At 59.8% G+C, this 13,689-nt stretch carries 15 protein-coding genes, 1 tRNA gene and 1 riboswitch; of the genes, 14 read left to right on the plus strand and 2 right to left on the minus strand.

Annotated elements, in window-relative coordinates:
- The first annotated feature begins 12 nt into the window (after positions 1-12).
- The 9 genes from ACZ5RG_RS07335 to ACZ5RG_RS07375 all read left to right on the plus strand — a co-directional run bounded on the left by ACZ5RG_RS07335 (position 13) and on the right by ACZ5RG_RS07375 (position 8,968).
- Complete coding sequence (locus tag ACZ5RG_RS07335; RefSeq protein ID WP_464446698.1) at positions 13-1,293, plus strand: sulfate adenylyltransferase subunit 1; 1,281 nt, start codon at positions 13-15, stop codon at positions 1,291-1,293.
- A 63-nt stretch (positions 1,294-1,356) separates the two neighbouring features.
- The gene (gene fdxA, locus ACZ5RG_RS07340; RefSeq protein ID WP_019429442.1) at positions 1,357-1,686 is read left to right on the plus strand and encodes a ferredoxin FdxA; all 330 of its coding nucleotides are present in this window, start codon (positions 1,357-1,359) and stop codon (positions 1,684-1,686) included.
- 56 nt (positions 1,687-1,742) lie between these two features.
- A complete protein-coding gene (locus tag ACZ5RG_RS07345) occupies positions 1,743-2,780 on the plus strand; it encodes an NAD(P)/FAD-dependent oxidoreductase (RefSeq protein WP_464446699.1) in 1,038 nt (345 codons plus the stop codon).
- 26 nt (positions 2,781-2,806) lie between these two features.
- A riboswitch (TPP riboswitch) is annotated at positions 2,807-2,909 on the plus strand.
- 155 nt (positions 2,910-3,064) lie between these two features.
- A complete protein-coding gene (locus ACZ5RG_RS07350) occupies positions 3,065-4,138 on the plus strand; it encodes a LuxE/PaaK family acyltransferase (protein WP_315137151.1) in 1,074 nt (357 codons plus the stop codon).
- Positions 4,135-5,598: an acyl-CoA reductase gene (locus ACZ5RG_RS07355; protein ID WP_315137149.1), complete on the plus strand. Its 1,464-nt coding sequence runs from the start codon at positions 4,135-4,137 to the stop codon at positions 5,596-5,598. The genes ACZ5RG_RS07350 and ACZ5RG_RS07355 overlap by 4 nt, the downstream gene beginning before the upstream one ends.
- A 10-nt stretch (positions 5,599-5,608) precedes the next feature.
- Positions 5,609-6,364 carry an ABC transporter ATP-binding protein gene (locus tag ACZ5RG_RS07360; RefSeq protein WP_315137146.1) on the plus strand — a complete coding sequence of 252 codons (756 nt, stop codon included), beginning with the start codon at positions 5,609-5,611 and terminating at the stop codon, positions 6,362-6,364.
- Positions 6,361-7,128: an ABC transporter permease gene (locus ACZ5RG_RS07365; RefSeq protein WP_464446700.1), complete on the plus strand. Its 768-nt coding sequence runs from the start codon at positions 6,361-6,363 to the stop codon at positions 7,126-7,128. The genes ACZ5RG_RS07360 and ACZ5RG_RS07365 overlap by 4 nt, the downstream gene beginning before the upstream one ends.
- A gap of 62 nt (positions 7,129-7,190) precedes the next feature.
- Complete coding sequence (locus ACZ5RG_RS07370) at positions 7,191-8,189, plus strand: ABC transporter substrate-binding protein (protein WP_312259887.1); 999 nt, start codon at positions 7,191-7,193, stop codon at positions 8,187-8,189.
- Complete coding sequence (locus ACZ5RG_RS07375) at positions 8,186-8,968, plus strand: 3-oxoacyl-ACP reductase (RefSeq protein WP_315137140.1); 783 nt, start codon at positions 8,186-8,188, stop codon at positions 8,966-8,968. The genes ACZ5RG_RS07370 and ACZ5RG_RS07375 overlap by 4 nt, the downstream gene beginning before the upstream one ends.
- Here ACZ5RG_RS07375 and thiD read toward each other — a convergent pair.
- Complete coding sequence (gene thiD, locus ACZ5RG_RS07380; RefSeq protein ID WP_464446701.1) at positions 8,929-9,792, minus strand: bifunctional hydroxymethylpyrimidine kinase/phosphomethylpyrimidine kinase; 864 nt, start codon at positions 9,790-9,792, stop codon at positions 8,929-8,931. The two genes, ACZ5RG_RS07375 and thiD, sit on opposite strands and share 40 nt — an antisense overlap.
- Before the next feature lie 29 nt (positions 9,793-9,821).
- Here thiD and ACZ5RG_RS07385 point away from each other — a divergent pair, with 29 nt between their 5' ends.
- The 5 genes from ACZ5RG_RS07385 to ACZ5RG_RS07405 all read left to right on the plus strand — a co-directional run bounded on the left by ACZ5RG_RS07385 (position 9,822) and on the right by ACZ5RG_RS07405 (position 13,026).
- Positions 9,822-10,907, plus strand: coding sequence for an FAD-dependent oxidoreductase (locus ACZ5RG_RS07385; RefSeq protein WP_315137135.1), 1,086 nt, complete (start codon positions 9,822-9,824; stop codon positions 10,905-10,907).
- The gene (gene thiS / locus ACZ5RG_RS07390) at positions 10,900-11,112 is read left to right on the plus strand and encodes a sulfur carrier protein ThiS (RefSeq protein WP_312259861.1); all 213 of its coding nucleotides are present in this window, start codon (positions 10,900-10,902) and stop codon (positions 11,110-11,112) included. The genes ACZ5RG_RS07385 and thiS overlap by 8 nt, the downstream gene beginning before the upstream one ends.
- 51 nt (positions 11,113-11,163) lie before the next feature.
- Positions 11,164-11,970: a thiazole synthase gene (locus ACZ5RG_RS07395; protein ID WP_464446702.1), complete on the plus strand. Its 807-nt coding sequence runs from the start codon at positions 11,164-11,166 to the stop codon at positions 11,968-11,970.
- Entirely contained in the window at positions 11,967-12,893 is a 927-nt protein-coding gene (thiE, locus tag ACZ5RG_RS07400; RefSeq protein ID WP_464446703.1) for a thiamine phosphate synthase, read from the plus strand. Before ACZ5RG_RS07395 ends, thiE begins: the two co-directional genes overlap by 4 nt.
- A gap of 57 nt (positions 12,894-12,950) precedes the next feature.
- Positions 12,951-13,026: transfer RNA gene (locus ACZ5RG_RS07405), tRNA-Asn, on the plus strand.
- A gap of 87 nt (positions 13,027-13,113) precedes the next feature.
- Here ACZ5RG_RS07405 and ACZ5RG_RS07410 read toward each other — a convergent pair.
- Positions 13,114-13,458: a hypothetical protein gene (locus tag ACZ5RG_RS07410; protein WP_464446704.1), complete on the minus strand. Its 345-nt coding sequence runs from the start codon at positions 13,456-13,458 to the stop codon at positions 13,114-13,116.
- Positions 13,459-13,689 lie beyond the last annotated feature (231 nt).

Genomic DNA, 13,689 nt, shown 5'->3' on the forward strand with positions numbered 1-13,689 from the left:
GAACACACATTCATGAGCAACAACCAACACTTTTCAGCCCTCAAGTTCATCACCTGCGGCTCGGTCGACGACGGCAAGAGCACGCTGATCGGCCGCCTGCTGGTGGACACCAAGGCCGTGCTGCAAGACCACTTGGCGGGTGTGCAGCGCTCGGGTGAAACCGACTTGGCCCTGCTGACCGATGGCTTGAGCGCCGAGCGCGAGCAAGGCATCACGATCGACGTGGCCTACCGCTACTTCAACACCGAAGCACGCAAATTCATCATTGGGGATGCGCCCGGCCACGAGCAGTACACCCGCAACATGGTCACCGCCGCATCCAGCGCTGACGCCGCCGTGGTCTTGGTCGACGCCATCAAGCTCGACTGGGCCAACCCCGATCTGCAACTGCTGCCACAAACCCGCCGCCACTCGCTGCTGGTCAAGCTGCTGCGCGTGCCCTCCATCGTGTTTGCGATCAACAAGCTCGACGCCGTGGCCGATGCCACTGTGGCCTACAACAACATCGCGGGCGCTTTGAACAAGTTCGCCAAAGAAGCTGGCATCACCGTGACCGCCATGGTCCCCGTGTCGGCGCTCAAGGGCTGGAACGTGGTGGACAAAGAGAACCATGGCCAAAGCGACTGGTGCGGCTACACCGGCCCCAGCCTGCTCAGCATCCTCGAAGACCTGCCTGCCACTCCCGCCGAGACCGAAGTGGCCTTCAGCTTCCCGGTGCAATGGGTCGAAAAATTCCACGACTCCGGCGTGACCACTCAGGGCCGCCGTGTGTTCTGGGGCCGCGTGGCCACCGGCAGCATCGAGCCGGGCCAGACCGTCAAGGTTTTCCCAAGCGGGCAGACCGCCGTGGTCTCTCAAGTGCTGTCGGCCACCCGCCAGCCGCAGGGCAAGGCCGCAGGCCACAGCGCAGGCATCGTGCTCGACCGCGAGGTGGATGTCTCGCGTGGCGACTGGCTCTTGGCCGCAGAAGGTTCGCCCGAAGGCCTGCGCCAATTGAGCACCACCATCGCCTGGATGGACGATGAACCCTTGGTCGCAGGTCGCCTGTATTGGGCGCTGCACGGCCACCGCTGGGTCAAAGTCAAGGTGCAGCGCGTGGTGCACCGCCTGAATGTGAACACCCTGGCCGAAGAAGAAGCCACCGAGTTGGCCCCCAACGCCATCGGCCACGTCACCTTGGCTTTGCAAGAACCCTTGGTCACCCTGCCCTTTGCCCAGTCGCGCACCCTGGGTGCTCTGGTGCTGGTGGACACGGCCAGCCACAAGACCTCAGGCGCGGTGTTGGTGAACTGATCTCCATTAAAATCCACGTTTTCGCGCCCTCCTGAAGGCGCGGTCTCATTTTTCGAGTCCATCATGACCCACGTTGTTTCCGAATCCTGTATCCAGTGCAAATACACCGACTGTGTGGACGTTTGCCCTGTGGACTGCTTCCGTGAAGGCCCCAACTTCCTGACCATCGACCCCGATGAGTGCATCGACTGCGCCGTGTGCATCCCCGAGTGCCCTGTCAACGCGATTTATGCCGAAGAAGACCTGCCCGCCGACCAGCAGCACATGACCAAGTTGAACGCCGAATTGGCTTTGTTGCCCGGCTGGAAAAGCATCACCAAGCGCAAGGCCCCTATGGCCGAAGCCGACGCTTGGAAAGACAAGACCGGCAAACTCTCACAACTGATTCGCTGAGCCTCAAAGGCCAAGCCACTTGGTCTTTTGTCCGGCTTTTTTGTGAACTTTGCCCCATGACCGCCCCCATCGATACCGAAGCGTTGGTCATTGGCGCAGGCCCCGTGGGCCTGTTTCAGGTCTTCCAGCTCGGCCTGCAAGGCATCCACTGTCATGTGGTGGACGCACTGCCTCATGTGGGCGGCCAATGCGCTGAGCTGTATGCGGGCAAACCCATTTACGACATACCGGGCATCCCCTTTTGTACCGGCAGCGAGTTGGTCGAACGCTTGCAACAGCAAATTGCGCCCTTCAAACCCACGCTGCACTTGGGCCAGCAAGTTGACAGCATCGAGCACCTGCCCGATCAGCGCCTCAAAGTCAGCACCGGTTCGGGCTGCACATTCCACACAAACACCTTGTTCATCGCCGCAGGCGTCGGTGCATTTGTGCCGCGCCGCATGCTGCTCGATGGCCTGAGCGCCTTTGAAGGCAGCCAAGTCTTTGCCGAACACCCCGCCCCCGAGCGCTGGGCCAGCCAGCATCTGGTCGTGGCCGGTGAAGGCGACGCGGCCTTGCAAACCTGCCTGAGCGCCATCGAAGGCCCACAAGCTGCGGCCAGCGTCACGCTGCTGCACCGTCGTGACCAATTCAGCGCCGCCCCCGATCTGATTGCGCAGATGCGCCAAGCCTGCGCCGAGAGCAGCATGCGCTTTGTGGCCGGCCAACCCACGGGCTTGCGCACGGCCAACGGCCACCTCCAAGCACTGGAGCTGCTCAACCCACAAGGCGACACCGAATGGCTCAGCCTGGATGTGCTGCAAACCTGTCTGGGCCTGTCGCCCAAGTTGGGGCCGGTGGCGCAATGGGGCCTGGCCATGGAACGCAAGCAACTGGTGGTCAACACCGAAAATTTTGGCACGTCCGAAACGGGCATTTTTGCGGTCGGTGACATCAACACCTACCCCGGCAAAAAGAAGCTCATCCTCTGCGGCTTCCACGAAGCCACGCTGGCCGCATTTGGTGCGGTCGCTCTGCTTAGGCCCGCCGAAAAGACACTGCTGCAATACACGACAACGTCCACCTTGCTGCACCAGCGGCTGGGCATCGCATAGAATCCAAATGCGCCGCAAAACTGCGGCGCATTCGCTAGGGGTGTTGGGGGCCGTGAGGTCTTCGACTGAGAAAGTCCCTTTGAACCTGATTGAGGTAATCCTCGCGCAGGGAAGCTGGCCTAGACAGGGCAACCCCATTGATGGCGGTTGCACAGGCCTCGCCGAACTGCCATTTACTTGATAAAAGCAATGGCAAACACCACACAGACACCACTCTCCCCTGCTCTAGCCTCATTCTGGCTGCAGTCCCTCGAAACCAGTGCGCCCAAGCTGCCTGCCATCGCATGAACGCCCTGATCACAGAATTGCTGGCATTCATTGCACGGCCAACGGCGAGCGACGACGACTTCAATGCGCTCGCACTGAAATTGTTTGCCCACCAGTTTGAACACAACCGTCCGTTCCAGAAGTTTTGCCAAGGACGCGGCAAAACCCCGCGGGTGGTCAAACGCTGGCAAGACATTCCGGCTGTGCCCATCAACGCATTCAAAGATTTGACGCTGAGCTGTGTGCCGCCCGACACCTGTGCACGCACCTTTATGACCAGCGGCACCACGCGTGGCGATGTGAAGGGTCGCCACTTTCACCCCACTGTGGCGGTGTACGACGCCTCCATGCTGCACAACTTTTCACGGCACTTCATGCAAGGCGATGCCAAGCTGCGCATGGGCATCTTGTTTCCGACCGAAGACCTGATGCCTAACTCCTCGCTGGCACACTACCTGGCGCTGGCGATCAAGCACTTTGGCACGCCCGACAGCGCGTACTACCTGGACGCCAACGGCCTGCGCACCGATGCTTTGTGCGAGGCACTGCAACAAGCTCATGACTCGGGTCAGCCCTTTGCACTGCTGGGCGCCAGCTACAGCTTTGTGCATTTGATGGACGCACTGCAAGAGCGAGGCACAACATTTGGCTTGCCCAAAGGCAGCCGCTTGCTCGACACCGGTGGCTTCAAAGGCCAATCGCGCGAAGTGCCAATGGCGTCTTTTTACGACCAACTCAGCACCACCTTTGGCGTGCGCCGTGAGCAGTGCATCAACATGTACGGCATGACCGAATTGAGCACCCAGTTTTACGACGCGGGAAACCACAGCTTGCCCGCTGTTAAACGTGGCTCACACTGGATTCGTTCGCGCTTGGTCGACCCGCTGACAGGGCAAGATGTCCCCTCTGGCGAACGCGGCATCTTGGCCCATACCGATTTGGCCAACTTCAATTCAGTGGTCACCATCCTGACAGAAGACGTGGGGCAAGCCAGCGACGATGGGTTTGTCTTGCTAGGCCGAGCCCAAGGCGCACAAGCCAAAGGCTGCTCAATGGCGGTAGACCAATTTTTAAGAGTGGCAACAGCATGAACGGCCCGGTGTTCAAAGCAGGTTATTTACCGGGTCTCGACGATGCCGAAGTCACATGGCATCGCCTGAGCCTGGGCACCCCCCAGGCACCCTTGTGGGTCGAGTTGCCGCAACTCAGCCCCGGACAAATCACCGCGTTGGCACAGCGTGTGCAGCACGCCAGCCGCCTGCATTTGAAAACCATGACCGTCTCGGACATCGTGTGCGTGCTGGACAAAGCCACCGCACGCCTGCTCGACAGCCAAGACCCCTACCGACAACAGCTCGAACGCCTGCTGCCCCAAGCCACTGGCTTTGACGCCGAGATGCTGCGTTTGAACTTGAACGCTTATCTGCAAACTTTCCGGGGTTTGCAGTTGCAACGTTTTGTGGCCGAAGACTTCGCCAACCCCAAAGTGCTGGACGAGTTTCAACCCCGCACAGCCGGCGGTTGGGCTCGGGCCTTTGGGCCAGAGCTTTTAGTGCATGTGTGGGCAGGCAATGTGCCCGCCTTGCCGATGTGGAGTTTTGTCTCGGGCCTCTTGGTCAAGGCGGGCTCCATTGGCAAGGTCTCCAGTGCCGAGCCGGTTTTTGCCACCCTGTTTGCGCGCCTGCTGGCAGAGGTTGAACCGCGTTGGGCCGATTGCTTTGCCGTGGTGTGGTGGCCCAGCGGGGCTTCGCACGAGCACACCGCCTTCGCATTGGCCGACGTGGTGCTGGCCTACGGTGGCAACGCGGCCTTGCAGGCCATGCAGGCCCAAGTGCCGGTCACCGCCCGCTTTTTGCCACATGGCCACAAACTCAGCTTTGGCATGGTGTCGGCCGCAGCACTGTCGGTGCTCAAAGGGCCTGGCGTAGCGCGTCAGGCTTCGCTGGATGTGGCGCGCTACGACCAGCAAGGCTGCTATTCACCCCATGTTTTTTACGTCCAAAGCGGAGCGCCCGTCACACCAAAAGACTTTGCGCAGCACCTGGCGCACGAACTGTCCGGCTTGCAGCAAAAACTGCCACGCCGCATGCTTTCGCTCGAAGAAGCCGCCCAAGCCGGCGCTTGGTGTGAGGTGCATGAGCTCACCGCACTGAACGACGCCACCCACACCGTATTGGGCAGCGGCGCAGGTCAATACGCCAGCAGAGTGGTGTTCAGCAACAAACCATTGCCGCTCACGGCGGGCCCCCTGAACCGCCATGTCCTGGTGGTGGCTGTGGAAACGCTGGACGAAGTCATGCCCTTGATCGCAGCACAGCGCGATTTTCTGCAAACTGTGGGTCTGGCTGTCGCGCCTGAAGAACTGCTGCATTTGGGCGAATGCCTGGGGCAAGCCGGTGTGACACGCCTGTGTGCTTTAGGTGCCATGACTGCGCCGCAAGCAGGCTGGCACCACGATGGCCGCTTCAGTCTGCTCGATCTGGTGCGCATGGTGGACATCGACGCTTCCACCGAACTGGCGGCCGAGCGCTTCACACCCTACGAGGTTTGAGGCATTGAACATGTTGACCATGCCCTTTTTGCAACTCGAGGCCCTGCACTTTGCCTACCCTGATCGGGGCGAGGTGGTGCGTGACGTTTGCCTGCAACTCGCACCTGGCGAAATCCATTGCCTGATTGGTCGCAGCGGCTGCGGCAAAACCACGGTGCTCAAACTCGCGGCTGGCTTGCTCACCCCCCAGCAAGGGCAGGTTCAGCTCAAGGGCTGCACTGTGCAGCAACCCACATCGGACATGGGCTTTGTGTTCCAGTCCCCCACCCTACTGCATTGGCTCAGTGTCTTAGACAACGTGCTTTTGCCGCACAGCTTGCACGGGCTTGTCACCGCCGATCAGCGGGCCCATGGCGAACAACTGCTGGCGCAAATGGGCCTGGCCGCCCTGCGGGACGACAAACCCCAGCAACTCTCGGGCGGACAACAAAGCCGCGTGGCGATTGCCCGGGCATTGATCACTCGCCCGGCCGTGTTGTTCATGGACGAGCCGTTTGCCGCGCTCGACGCCATCACGCGCGATGAGCTGCAGCGCGACTTTTTGGCGCTGTGCCATCAGCACGGCACCGCCGTGCTGTTTGTCACACACGACATGGCCGAGGCCGTGTATCTGGCCGACCAAGTCAGCCTCATGCATGCAGGGCGCATGCATGCGCCCTTGCACATCGATTTGCCACGTCCACGCCAAACGGCCATGCGCTACACCCCCGTTTTCAACGCGCTTTGCGAACAGCTGCGACACGCCATGGACGCCACGCTGTCATGAAACGCGATGCCCTCTTTGCCACACTTTTGGGCTTGGCCTGCTTGGCCACCTGGGAAGTGGCCGTGCGAGTGGGCCACACCTCGCCTTTGGTGCTGCCTGCACCGTCGGTGGTGGCACGGTCGCTTTGGCAAGGGCTCAGCAGCGGCTACCTGTGGCCGCACATCGCACACACGCTGACCGAGGTGGTGCTGGGCTTGCTGCTCGGGGCCAGCATGGGCTTTGCCGGCGGCGTGGCGCTGGGCGAATCGGCACGGCTGCGTGGCGTGCTCATGCCTTATGTGGTGATCAGCCAAGTGGTGCCCAAGCTGGCACTGGCCCCACTGTTCATTGTGTGGTTTGGTTTTGGCACCTTGCCCACGGTGGTGATGACCGCCTTGATCTGCTTTTTCCCGCTGCTCGAGAACACCGCCACCTGCGTGCAAGAGGTCGACGCGAACAAGCTGGAATTGTTTCGCATGCTGCGCGCCAGCCCTTGGCAAACCTTGTGGCGGTTAAAACTGCCCGCCGGTTTGCCCAACATCATGGCGGGTGTGCGCGTGGCGGCAGTGCTGGCCTGGGTGGGCGCAGTGGTGGGCGAGTTCATTGGCGCCAGCCGGGGCTTGGGCGCATTGATCATTGCAGCACAGGGTTCTATGGACACCCCACTGATGTTTGCGGTGCTCACGGTGATCACCGTGTGCGGGCTCGCGTTTTACAAAGCTTGCGAAGGGTTAGAGCGCTATTTGCTCAACCCTTCTTCCGATTTTTCAACCAGGACGCCTTAATGAATTGCCTCACCTCAAACCCTTGGACGCGCAAAATCGCTCACCTCGCCGTCAGCTGCGCCATGGCGCTCGCGGCACCTGCCGTGAGCTGGGCACAAACCGCACCCCAGCTTGAAAAAGTGGTCGTGGCCGGCTGGAGCAAGCCCATCACCGAAATCACCAATTTGCTGGTTGAAGAGGACAAGGGGTTTTTCAAAGCCCGTGGCATTGAGCTCGGCTACGTGCCGGGTGCAGGGGGTGGCGATGCGCTGCGCAACATTCTCAGTGGCCAAGCCGATGTCGCCTTCACCGACCCCGGCTCGTTTTTCACCGCCCTGGACAAGGGTGCAAAGCTGCGCGCCATCTACGACATCTATCCACAAAACGTCTTCAACGTGGTGTCGCTCAAAACACAAAACATCCTCAAACCTGCAGACCTCAAGGGCAAACGCATTGGCGTTTACAGCTTGTCCAGCGGCACCCGTCAAAACCTGCAAGTGCTTTTGAACCAGGCGGGCCTGACTGAAGCCGACGTGACTGTGGTTGTGACGGGCTTGCTCAACTTCGCCCCGCTGATGCAAGGTCAAGTAGACGCGACAGCCGCCACCGACACCGGTCTTTTGGTGGGCCGCCAAAAAGGCCTGGGCGGTGTGAATGTGATGGAAATCAAAAACCACCTCAATATCTCCAGCGACTTTTTTGTGGTGCGTGAAGACACCTACCAACAGAAAAAAGACGTTCTCAAACGTTTTCTGCACGCCTACCAAGACAGCGCCAAATGGATGATGCAGTCGCCCGAAGAAGCGGCCAAACTGGCCGTGAAATACGCCATCGACGGCCAGAACATCAGCATGAATCTGGACATCATTCGACTGCGTAACGAATCCAGCGTGTCGGCCATCACCGAGCAACGTGGCTTGGGTGCCTTCGACATGGCTGGCCTGCAAAAAGGAGCCAACGCCTACAAAGCCTTTGGCGTGATTCAACGCGACATCCGAATCAGCGATGTGGTCAGTCAGGATTTATTGCCTACGTTCACCCTAGGTGCAAAAACCACCACAAGAACCACCACCAAAAAATGAACGCCACCCCACGCCACTTTGCAGGCCAAGTGATCTTGGTCACCGGTGCCAGCCGCGGCATTGGCGCTGGCATTGCCCAGGCGTTTGCACGTCAGGGCGCCATGGTGCTGGTCAACTACCTCAGCAACCACGATGCCGCGCAAGACGTGGTGTCGCGGTGTCAACAACTCGGCGGCGATGCGTGGGCCCTGTCAGCCGACGTGCGCTCTGCTGAAGCCGTAAACGCGATGGTGGCGCAAGCCTTGCGCGAAACCGGTCGCATTGATGCGGTGGTGAACAACGCCTTCAGCCCTTACACGTTCGACCCCGACCACCGCACACGCTTTGGGGATTTGCCCTGGCAGGCTTATCAAACGCAATTCGATGGCGCGGTGCTTGCGGCCTACAACACCTGCCAAGCGGTGTTGCCACATTTCAAGCAGCGCGGGCAAGGCAGCATCGTCAACCTCACCAGCGACTTAGTGGACCGCCCCAGCATCGCATACCACGACTACACCACGGCCAAAGCGGCGTTGGTAGGGTTCAGCCGCAACTTGGCTGCCGAATTGGGGCCATTGGGCATTCGTGTCAATTGCGTGGCACCCGGTCTGGTCAGCCCAACCGACTCCAGCCGCGCCACCAAAGAGTCCGTCAAAGAGGCGCTGATCGCACAGACCCCGCTGGGCCGTTTAGCCACCCCCGACGATGTGGCAGGGCCGGTGCTTTTTTTGGCGTCCGACTGGAGCCGCTTTGTCACCGGTCAGGTGTTGACGGTCGACGGTGGTTTGGTAATGCGATGAAGCGGCACAGGCGCAAACCCATGATTCAACGGGCCGTGACCCTGGCCCGTGGTCACGTCTGCGCCTTGCGCAATGGCCCCCAAAATAAAGGCACGTGCCAGGCTCACCGCCTCGCTCAAACCATGGCCCAAGGCCAAATGCGCCGCGATAGCCGACGACAAGGTGCAACCCGTGCCGTGCACATTGCGACTGGCAATGCGCCGGGACGCCAAGCGCTGCAAAGGGCCGCTGGCATCGGCCAGCAAATCCACCACCTCATCGCCCGCCAAGTGCCCGCCCTTGAGCAACACAGCGCGAGCGCCCATCGCCAACAAATCTTGCGCAGCGATGTCCAAGGCCTCGGCATTGGGAATATCACGCCCCAAAAGCAGCGCAGCCTCGTCCAAATTCGGCGTGATTACGCTCACGCGGGGAAACAACTCATGCACCAACACTTGCACGGTCTCGCTGGCAATCAAACGGTCACCGCTGGTGGCCACCATCACAGGGTCCAGCACCACGTTGGTCAATTGGTAATGGTCGATGGCCCAGGCCACCACTTCGACAATGCCGGGTGCATGCAACATGCCGATCTTGACCGCATCGACACCGATGTCGTCCAACACGGACTGGATTTGCGCTTTCAAAAACTCGGCCGGCACGGCATGAATGCCTTGCACGCCCACGGTGTTTTGCGCAGTCAAGGCCGTGATGGCGCTGGTGCCATAGCAGCCCAAGGCCGCAAAAGTTTTCAGGTCGGCTTGAATGCCGGCACCACCGCCGCTGTCCGAGCCAGCAATGGTGAGCACGCGTGCATAGCGGTAAGAATGGTTCATGGGCGGCATTATCCGCAAATTGCAAAGGACCTCGTTCAATGAGCACACAGATTTCAAGCGTGGTGCTGGGTGCGGGCCTGATGGGCCGCTTGCTGGCTCACAGATTGGCGCAACTTGGCCACCACGTCACGGTGTTCGAAGCCCAAGGCCCCGATGCACAAGGCGCGGCAGCCCGTGTGGCAGCGGCCATGTTGGCACCGTTGGCCGAATCGGCCATCACCGAACTGCCCGTGGTGCAGATGGGGCAACATGCCCTCAAGCGCTGGCCCGAGTTGATTGCCCCCTTGTCAGAACCCGTGTTTTTTCAACAAAACGGCACGCTGGTGCTGTGGCACCGCCAAGATGCAGCCGAGGCCAAACGCTTTGAACAATTGATACACCGCACAAGCCAGCAACTGCCCACCCTGGCTGCAGCTCAAACCTTGAACCCCGAAGGGTTGCGACAACACGAGCCTGCATTGGAAAACCGCTTTGCACAAGCCCTGTACTTGCCGGGCGAAGGCCAGCTCGACAACCGCCAACTGCTGGCCGCTTTGCTCAAAAGCTTGGAGCAGCAAAAAGTCGCCCTGCACTGGAACAGTCCACGCCAACCCGAAGACTTTCAGCCAGGTCAATCAGGTCAACCCGACTGGGTGTTTGACTGCCGAGGCTTGGGCGCTCGCACCGAGTGGTCACAACTGCGCGGCGTGCGCGGCGAAGTCATTCGCTTGCACGCCCCCGCCGTCACGCTGCAACGCCCCACCCGCTTGATTCACCCGCGTTACCCGATCTACATTGCGCCCAAAGAAGAGCATGTGTTCGTGATTGGCGCGACCGAGATAGAAACCGAAGACCTGTCGCCCGCCAGCGTGCGCTCGACGCTGGAATTGCTCAGCGCCGCCTACACCGTACACAGCGGCTTTGCCGAAGCTCGAATCCTGGAGGTCAGCACACAGGCGCGTCCCACCCTGACCGACAATTTGCCCGCCATTCGCTGTTTGGGCGAGCGCACCGTGCAAATCAACGGCCTGTACCGCCATGGTTTTTTGATCTCACCGGCCATGCTCGACGTGGTGATCGAGTGGGTTCAACACCACACCACCACCTTGGCCACACAATTCCAACTCAAGTTTGAACATGTCTGACACCCCCATTCAAGTGCTGATCAACCAAGCACCCTACACCCTGCCGCAAGGCGCAACCCTGGCCGATGCCGTGGCGCTTGCTGGTGTTCAGCCCCCTTTTGCGGCCGCTGTGAATTTGCAATTTGTGCCCCGCGGCCAATACGCCGCGCACGCCCTGGCCCACGATGACCGAATCGAGCTGATTTCGCCCATCACCGGCGGCTAAGCACCCCATGTCCACAACCTGACAACACTCTGGCAACCCTCCGGCAACACCATGACCACCCACACACTCCCTGCTAACCCCCTCACGCTGTACGGCGAAACCTTTCACAGCCGTTTGATGCTGGGCACATCGCGTTACCCATCACCCAGCGTGCTGTTGCAAGCCATCGAACGCTCGCAACCCGCCATGCTGACCGCCTCGCTGCGCCGCCAAACCGGCAGCGGCGGTGAGGCTTCGCAAAGCTTTTGGAACCTGCTGCGCCAAGCTAACGTGCCCGTGCTGCCCAACACCGCAGGGTGCCACAGCATGCAAGAAGCCATCACTACGGCCGAGATGGCGCGTGAGGTCTTTGAAACCGACTGGATCAAGCTCGAACTCATTGGTGACGACTACACGCTGCAACCCGACACACTGAACTTGCCCGAGGCCGCCAGCCGTTTGATCCAAGCGGGCTTCAAGGTGCTGCCTTACACCACCGACGATTTGGTACTGTGCCAGCGCTTGGTCGATGTGGGTTGCCAAGCTGTCATGCCGTGGGCGGCTCCTATCGGCACAGGCAAAGGCCCCATCAACCCACACGCCCTGCGCACCCTGCGCGAACGCCTGGATGTGCCCATGATCGTGGACGCCGGTTTGGGCCTGCCCTCACACGCTTGCCAGGTCATGGAATGGGGCTTTGATGCCGTTCTGCTCAACACCGCAGTGGCTTTGGCACAAGACCCGGTCAGCATGGCCAAGGCATTTTCAGATGCCGTCAACGCGGGGCGAGCAGCCTACCGCTCGGGCGCCATGCAAGCGCAGGACAACGCCCAACCCAGCACACCGGTGCTGGGCACACCGTTCTGGAACCACGCATGAGCCCCCCTCTGCAAACACCACAACACATCGCCCACGCCTTGGCCACACAACACGCGGCCATGCTGGCGGGAGATGCTTTGCCCTACGCGCAAGCAGTTCATACCCACGATGCTGCCCTGAGTCCAGAGACCGCAGGCGTTTTGCAAGGCTGCCGCATGCTCGGATTTTTAGAGCATGACGCGCAATGTGTGGCACAAGCATGGACTGCACAAACGCAACGTACAGGCCAGTTTTCAGCCAACGATTGGCCCTGCCACCCATCAGATTTCGGCATCGCGGCTACGCCCCGGGCACATGCTTTCGCTGCATGCCCTGATGCACTCGGCCTCTACGCCGTGTTGCCCGACGCGCAATGGGTGGGCCGCATGGCCAGTGCAGGGGTGCCCACGGTGCAGTTGCGCTTCAAGTCAGACGATACAGAGGCCATTCGCCAAGAAGTCAGGGCCGCCGTGCAAGCCGTGCAGGGCACGGGTGCGCTGCTGTTCATCAACGACCATTGGCAAATCGCCATCGACGAAGGCGCTTACGGCGTACACCTCGGCCAAGAAGACATGGACGAAGCGCCCCTTGAAAAAATACGTGAAGCTGGCCTGCGGCTGGGCTTGAGCACCCACGGCTATGCCGAGATGTTGCGCGCCGATGCGGTCAGCCCCAGCTACATCGCCTTGGGCGCCGTATTCCCCACCACCCTCAAGCGCATGCAAACGGCACCGCAAGGCCTAGGGCGTTTACAGGCCTACGCCAAGCTCATGCAACACACGCCCTTGGTTGCGATTGGCGGCATCGATGAGGTGCGCATTCCACGGGTCATGCAAAGCGGGGTGGGCTCAATAGCCGTGGTCAGGGCCATCACCGGCAGCAGCCATCCCATGGATGCAGCACGTTACTTGAGCGAATTGATACGTGATTCGCGACAATCTTAAAAAATCTTGCCGCCCCTCTCAAAACAGGCCAAAAACACCTCTATAATTCGAAGCTATTCCTCGATAGCTCAGTCGGTAGAGCGCCGGACTGTTAATCCGTAGGTCCCTGGTTCGAGCCCAGGTCGAGGAGCCAAATAGGCTAATGAAATCAAGGGGTTACGTGAAAACGTAGCCCCTTTTTCTTTGCGCCACCACTAAAGTCGAAAGTTTAGTGGTTTAGTTAGTACCTGACTACACGACCATCGCTGTGAACACGAACGCAGCCAGTTTTGCCGCCCTCATAGTGTTTACCGTTTGCAGTAACGCCAGCGCCGCCACAAACTTCAGTCGAATATCCGCTTGAATAGCCTGATGAGTAGCTTCTATCTCGGCAAGATTTTTTCTCTTCATCAAGACGTTCCTCGCAGCGTTTTTCAACACCGATCTTTGCCTGCGAGAACCCTTCGGCATAACCTGCGTCGTATCCCTCTTGATAGCGATCCTTGCAGCCAAGAGTTGAGATGACACTAAGTGCAATCAGTGAATAGAGAAGCGAACGCTTTGTAATGAGTTTGTTACTTTTCATCTTAAAGATTGTTTAAATTTTTATTCCACTGCTAGCTCAGCAGTAGGCGATCCCCTAGTCCCAGTAGAAACAGCTGTCTTGCAGACTGGGCAGATCCACATTGAATAGCCGCCACGCTCAAGAATGTGAAGCCCCAAGATCGACTTTCTACCGCTTTCATAGCAAGTAGTACAAATATAGTGAGCGGGTTCATTCTCCTGACGAGCGCTTTGCCTAAGTGTTGACGCCGAT

The sequence above is a fragment of the Limnohabitans sp. TEGF005 genome (assembly GCF_055394835.1).

What these genes read in the sequence shown, in the direction of transcription:
- ACZ5RG_RS07335 (WP_464446698.1), top strand. Translation starts at nt 13, where the DNA reads ATGAGCAACAACCAACACTTTTCAGCCCTCAAGTTCATCACCTGCGGC.
- ACZ5RG_RS07360 (WP_315137146.1), top strand. Translation starts at nt 5,609, where the DNA reads ATGTTGACCATGCCCTTTTTGCAACTCGAGGCCCTGCACTTTGCCTAC.
- ACZ5RG_RS07365 (WP_464446700.1), top strand. Translation starts at nt 6,361, where the DNA reads ATGAAACGCGATGCCCTCTTTGCCACACTTTTGGGCTTGGCCTGCTTG.
- ACZ5RG_RS07410 (WP_464446704.1), bottom strand. Translation starts at nt 13,458, where the DNA reads ATGAAAAGTAACAAACTCATTACAAAGCGTTCGCTTCTCTATTCACTG.
- ACZ5RG_RS07370 (WP_312259887.1), top strand. Translation starts at nt 7,191, where the DNA reads ATGGCGCTCGCGGCACCTGCCGTGAGCTGGGCACAAACCGCACCCCAG.
- ACZ5RG_RS07350 (WP_315137151.1), top strand. Translation starts at nt 3,065, where the DNA reads ATGAACGCCCTGATCACAGAATTGCTGGCATTCATTGCACGGCCAACG.
- ACZ5RG_RS07375 (WP_315137140.1), top strand. Translation starts at nt 8,186, where the DNA reads ATGAACGCCACCCCACGCCACTTTGCAGGCCAAGTGATCTTGGTCACC.
- thiS (WP_312259861.1), top strand. Translation starts at nt 10,900, where the DNA reads ATGTCTGACACCCCCATTCAAGTGCTGATCAACCAAGCACCCTACACC.
- ACZ5RG_RS07385 (WP_315137135.1), top strand. Translation starts at nt 9,822, where the DNA reads ATGAGCACACAGATTTCAAGCGTGGTGCTGGGTGCGGGCCTGATGGGC.
- ACZ5RG_RS07395 (WP_464446702.1), top strand. Translation starts at nt 11,164, where the DNA reads ATGACCACCCACACACTCCCTGCTAACCCCCTCACGCTGTACGGCGAA.
- thiE (WP_464446703.1), top strand. Translation starts at nt 11,967, where the DNA reads ATGAGCCCCCCTCTGCAAACACCACAACACATCGCCCACGCCTTGGCC.
- thiD (WP_464446701.1), bottom strand. Translation starts at nt 9,792, where the DNA reads ATGCCGCCCATGAACCATTCTTACCGCTATGCACGCGTGCTCACCATT.
- ACZ5RG_RS07345 (WP_464446699.1), top strand. Translation starts at nt 1,743, where the DNA reads ATGACCGCCCCCATCGATACCGAAGCGTTGGTCATTGGCGCAGGCCCC.
- fdxA (WP_019429442.1), top strand. Translation starts at nt 1,357, where the DNA reads ATGACCCACGTTGTTTCCGAATCCTGTATCCAGTGCAAATACACCGAC.
- ACZ5RG_RS07355 (WP_315137149.1), top strand. Translation starts at nt 4,135, where the DNA reads ATGAACGGCCCGGTGTTCAAAGCAGGTTATTTACCGGGTCTCGACGAT.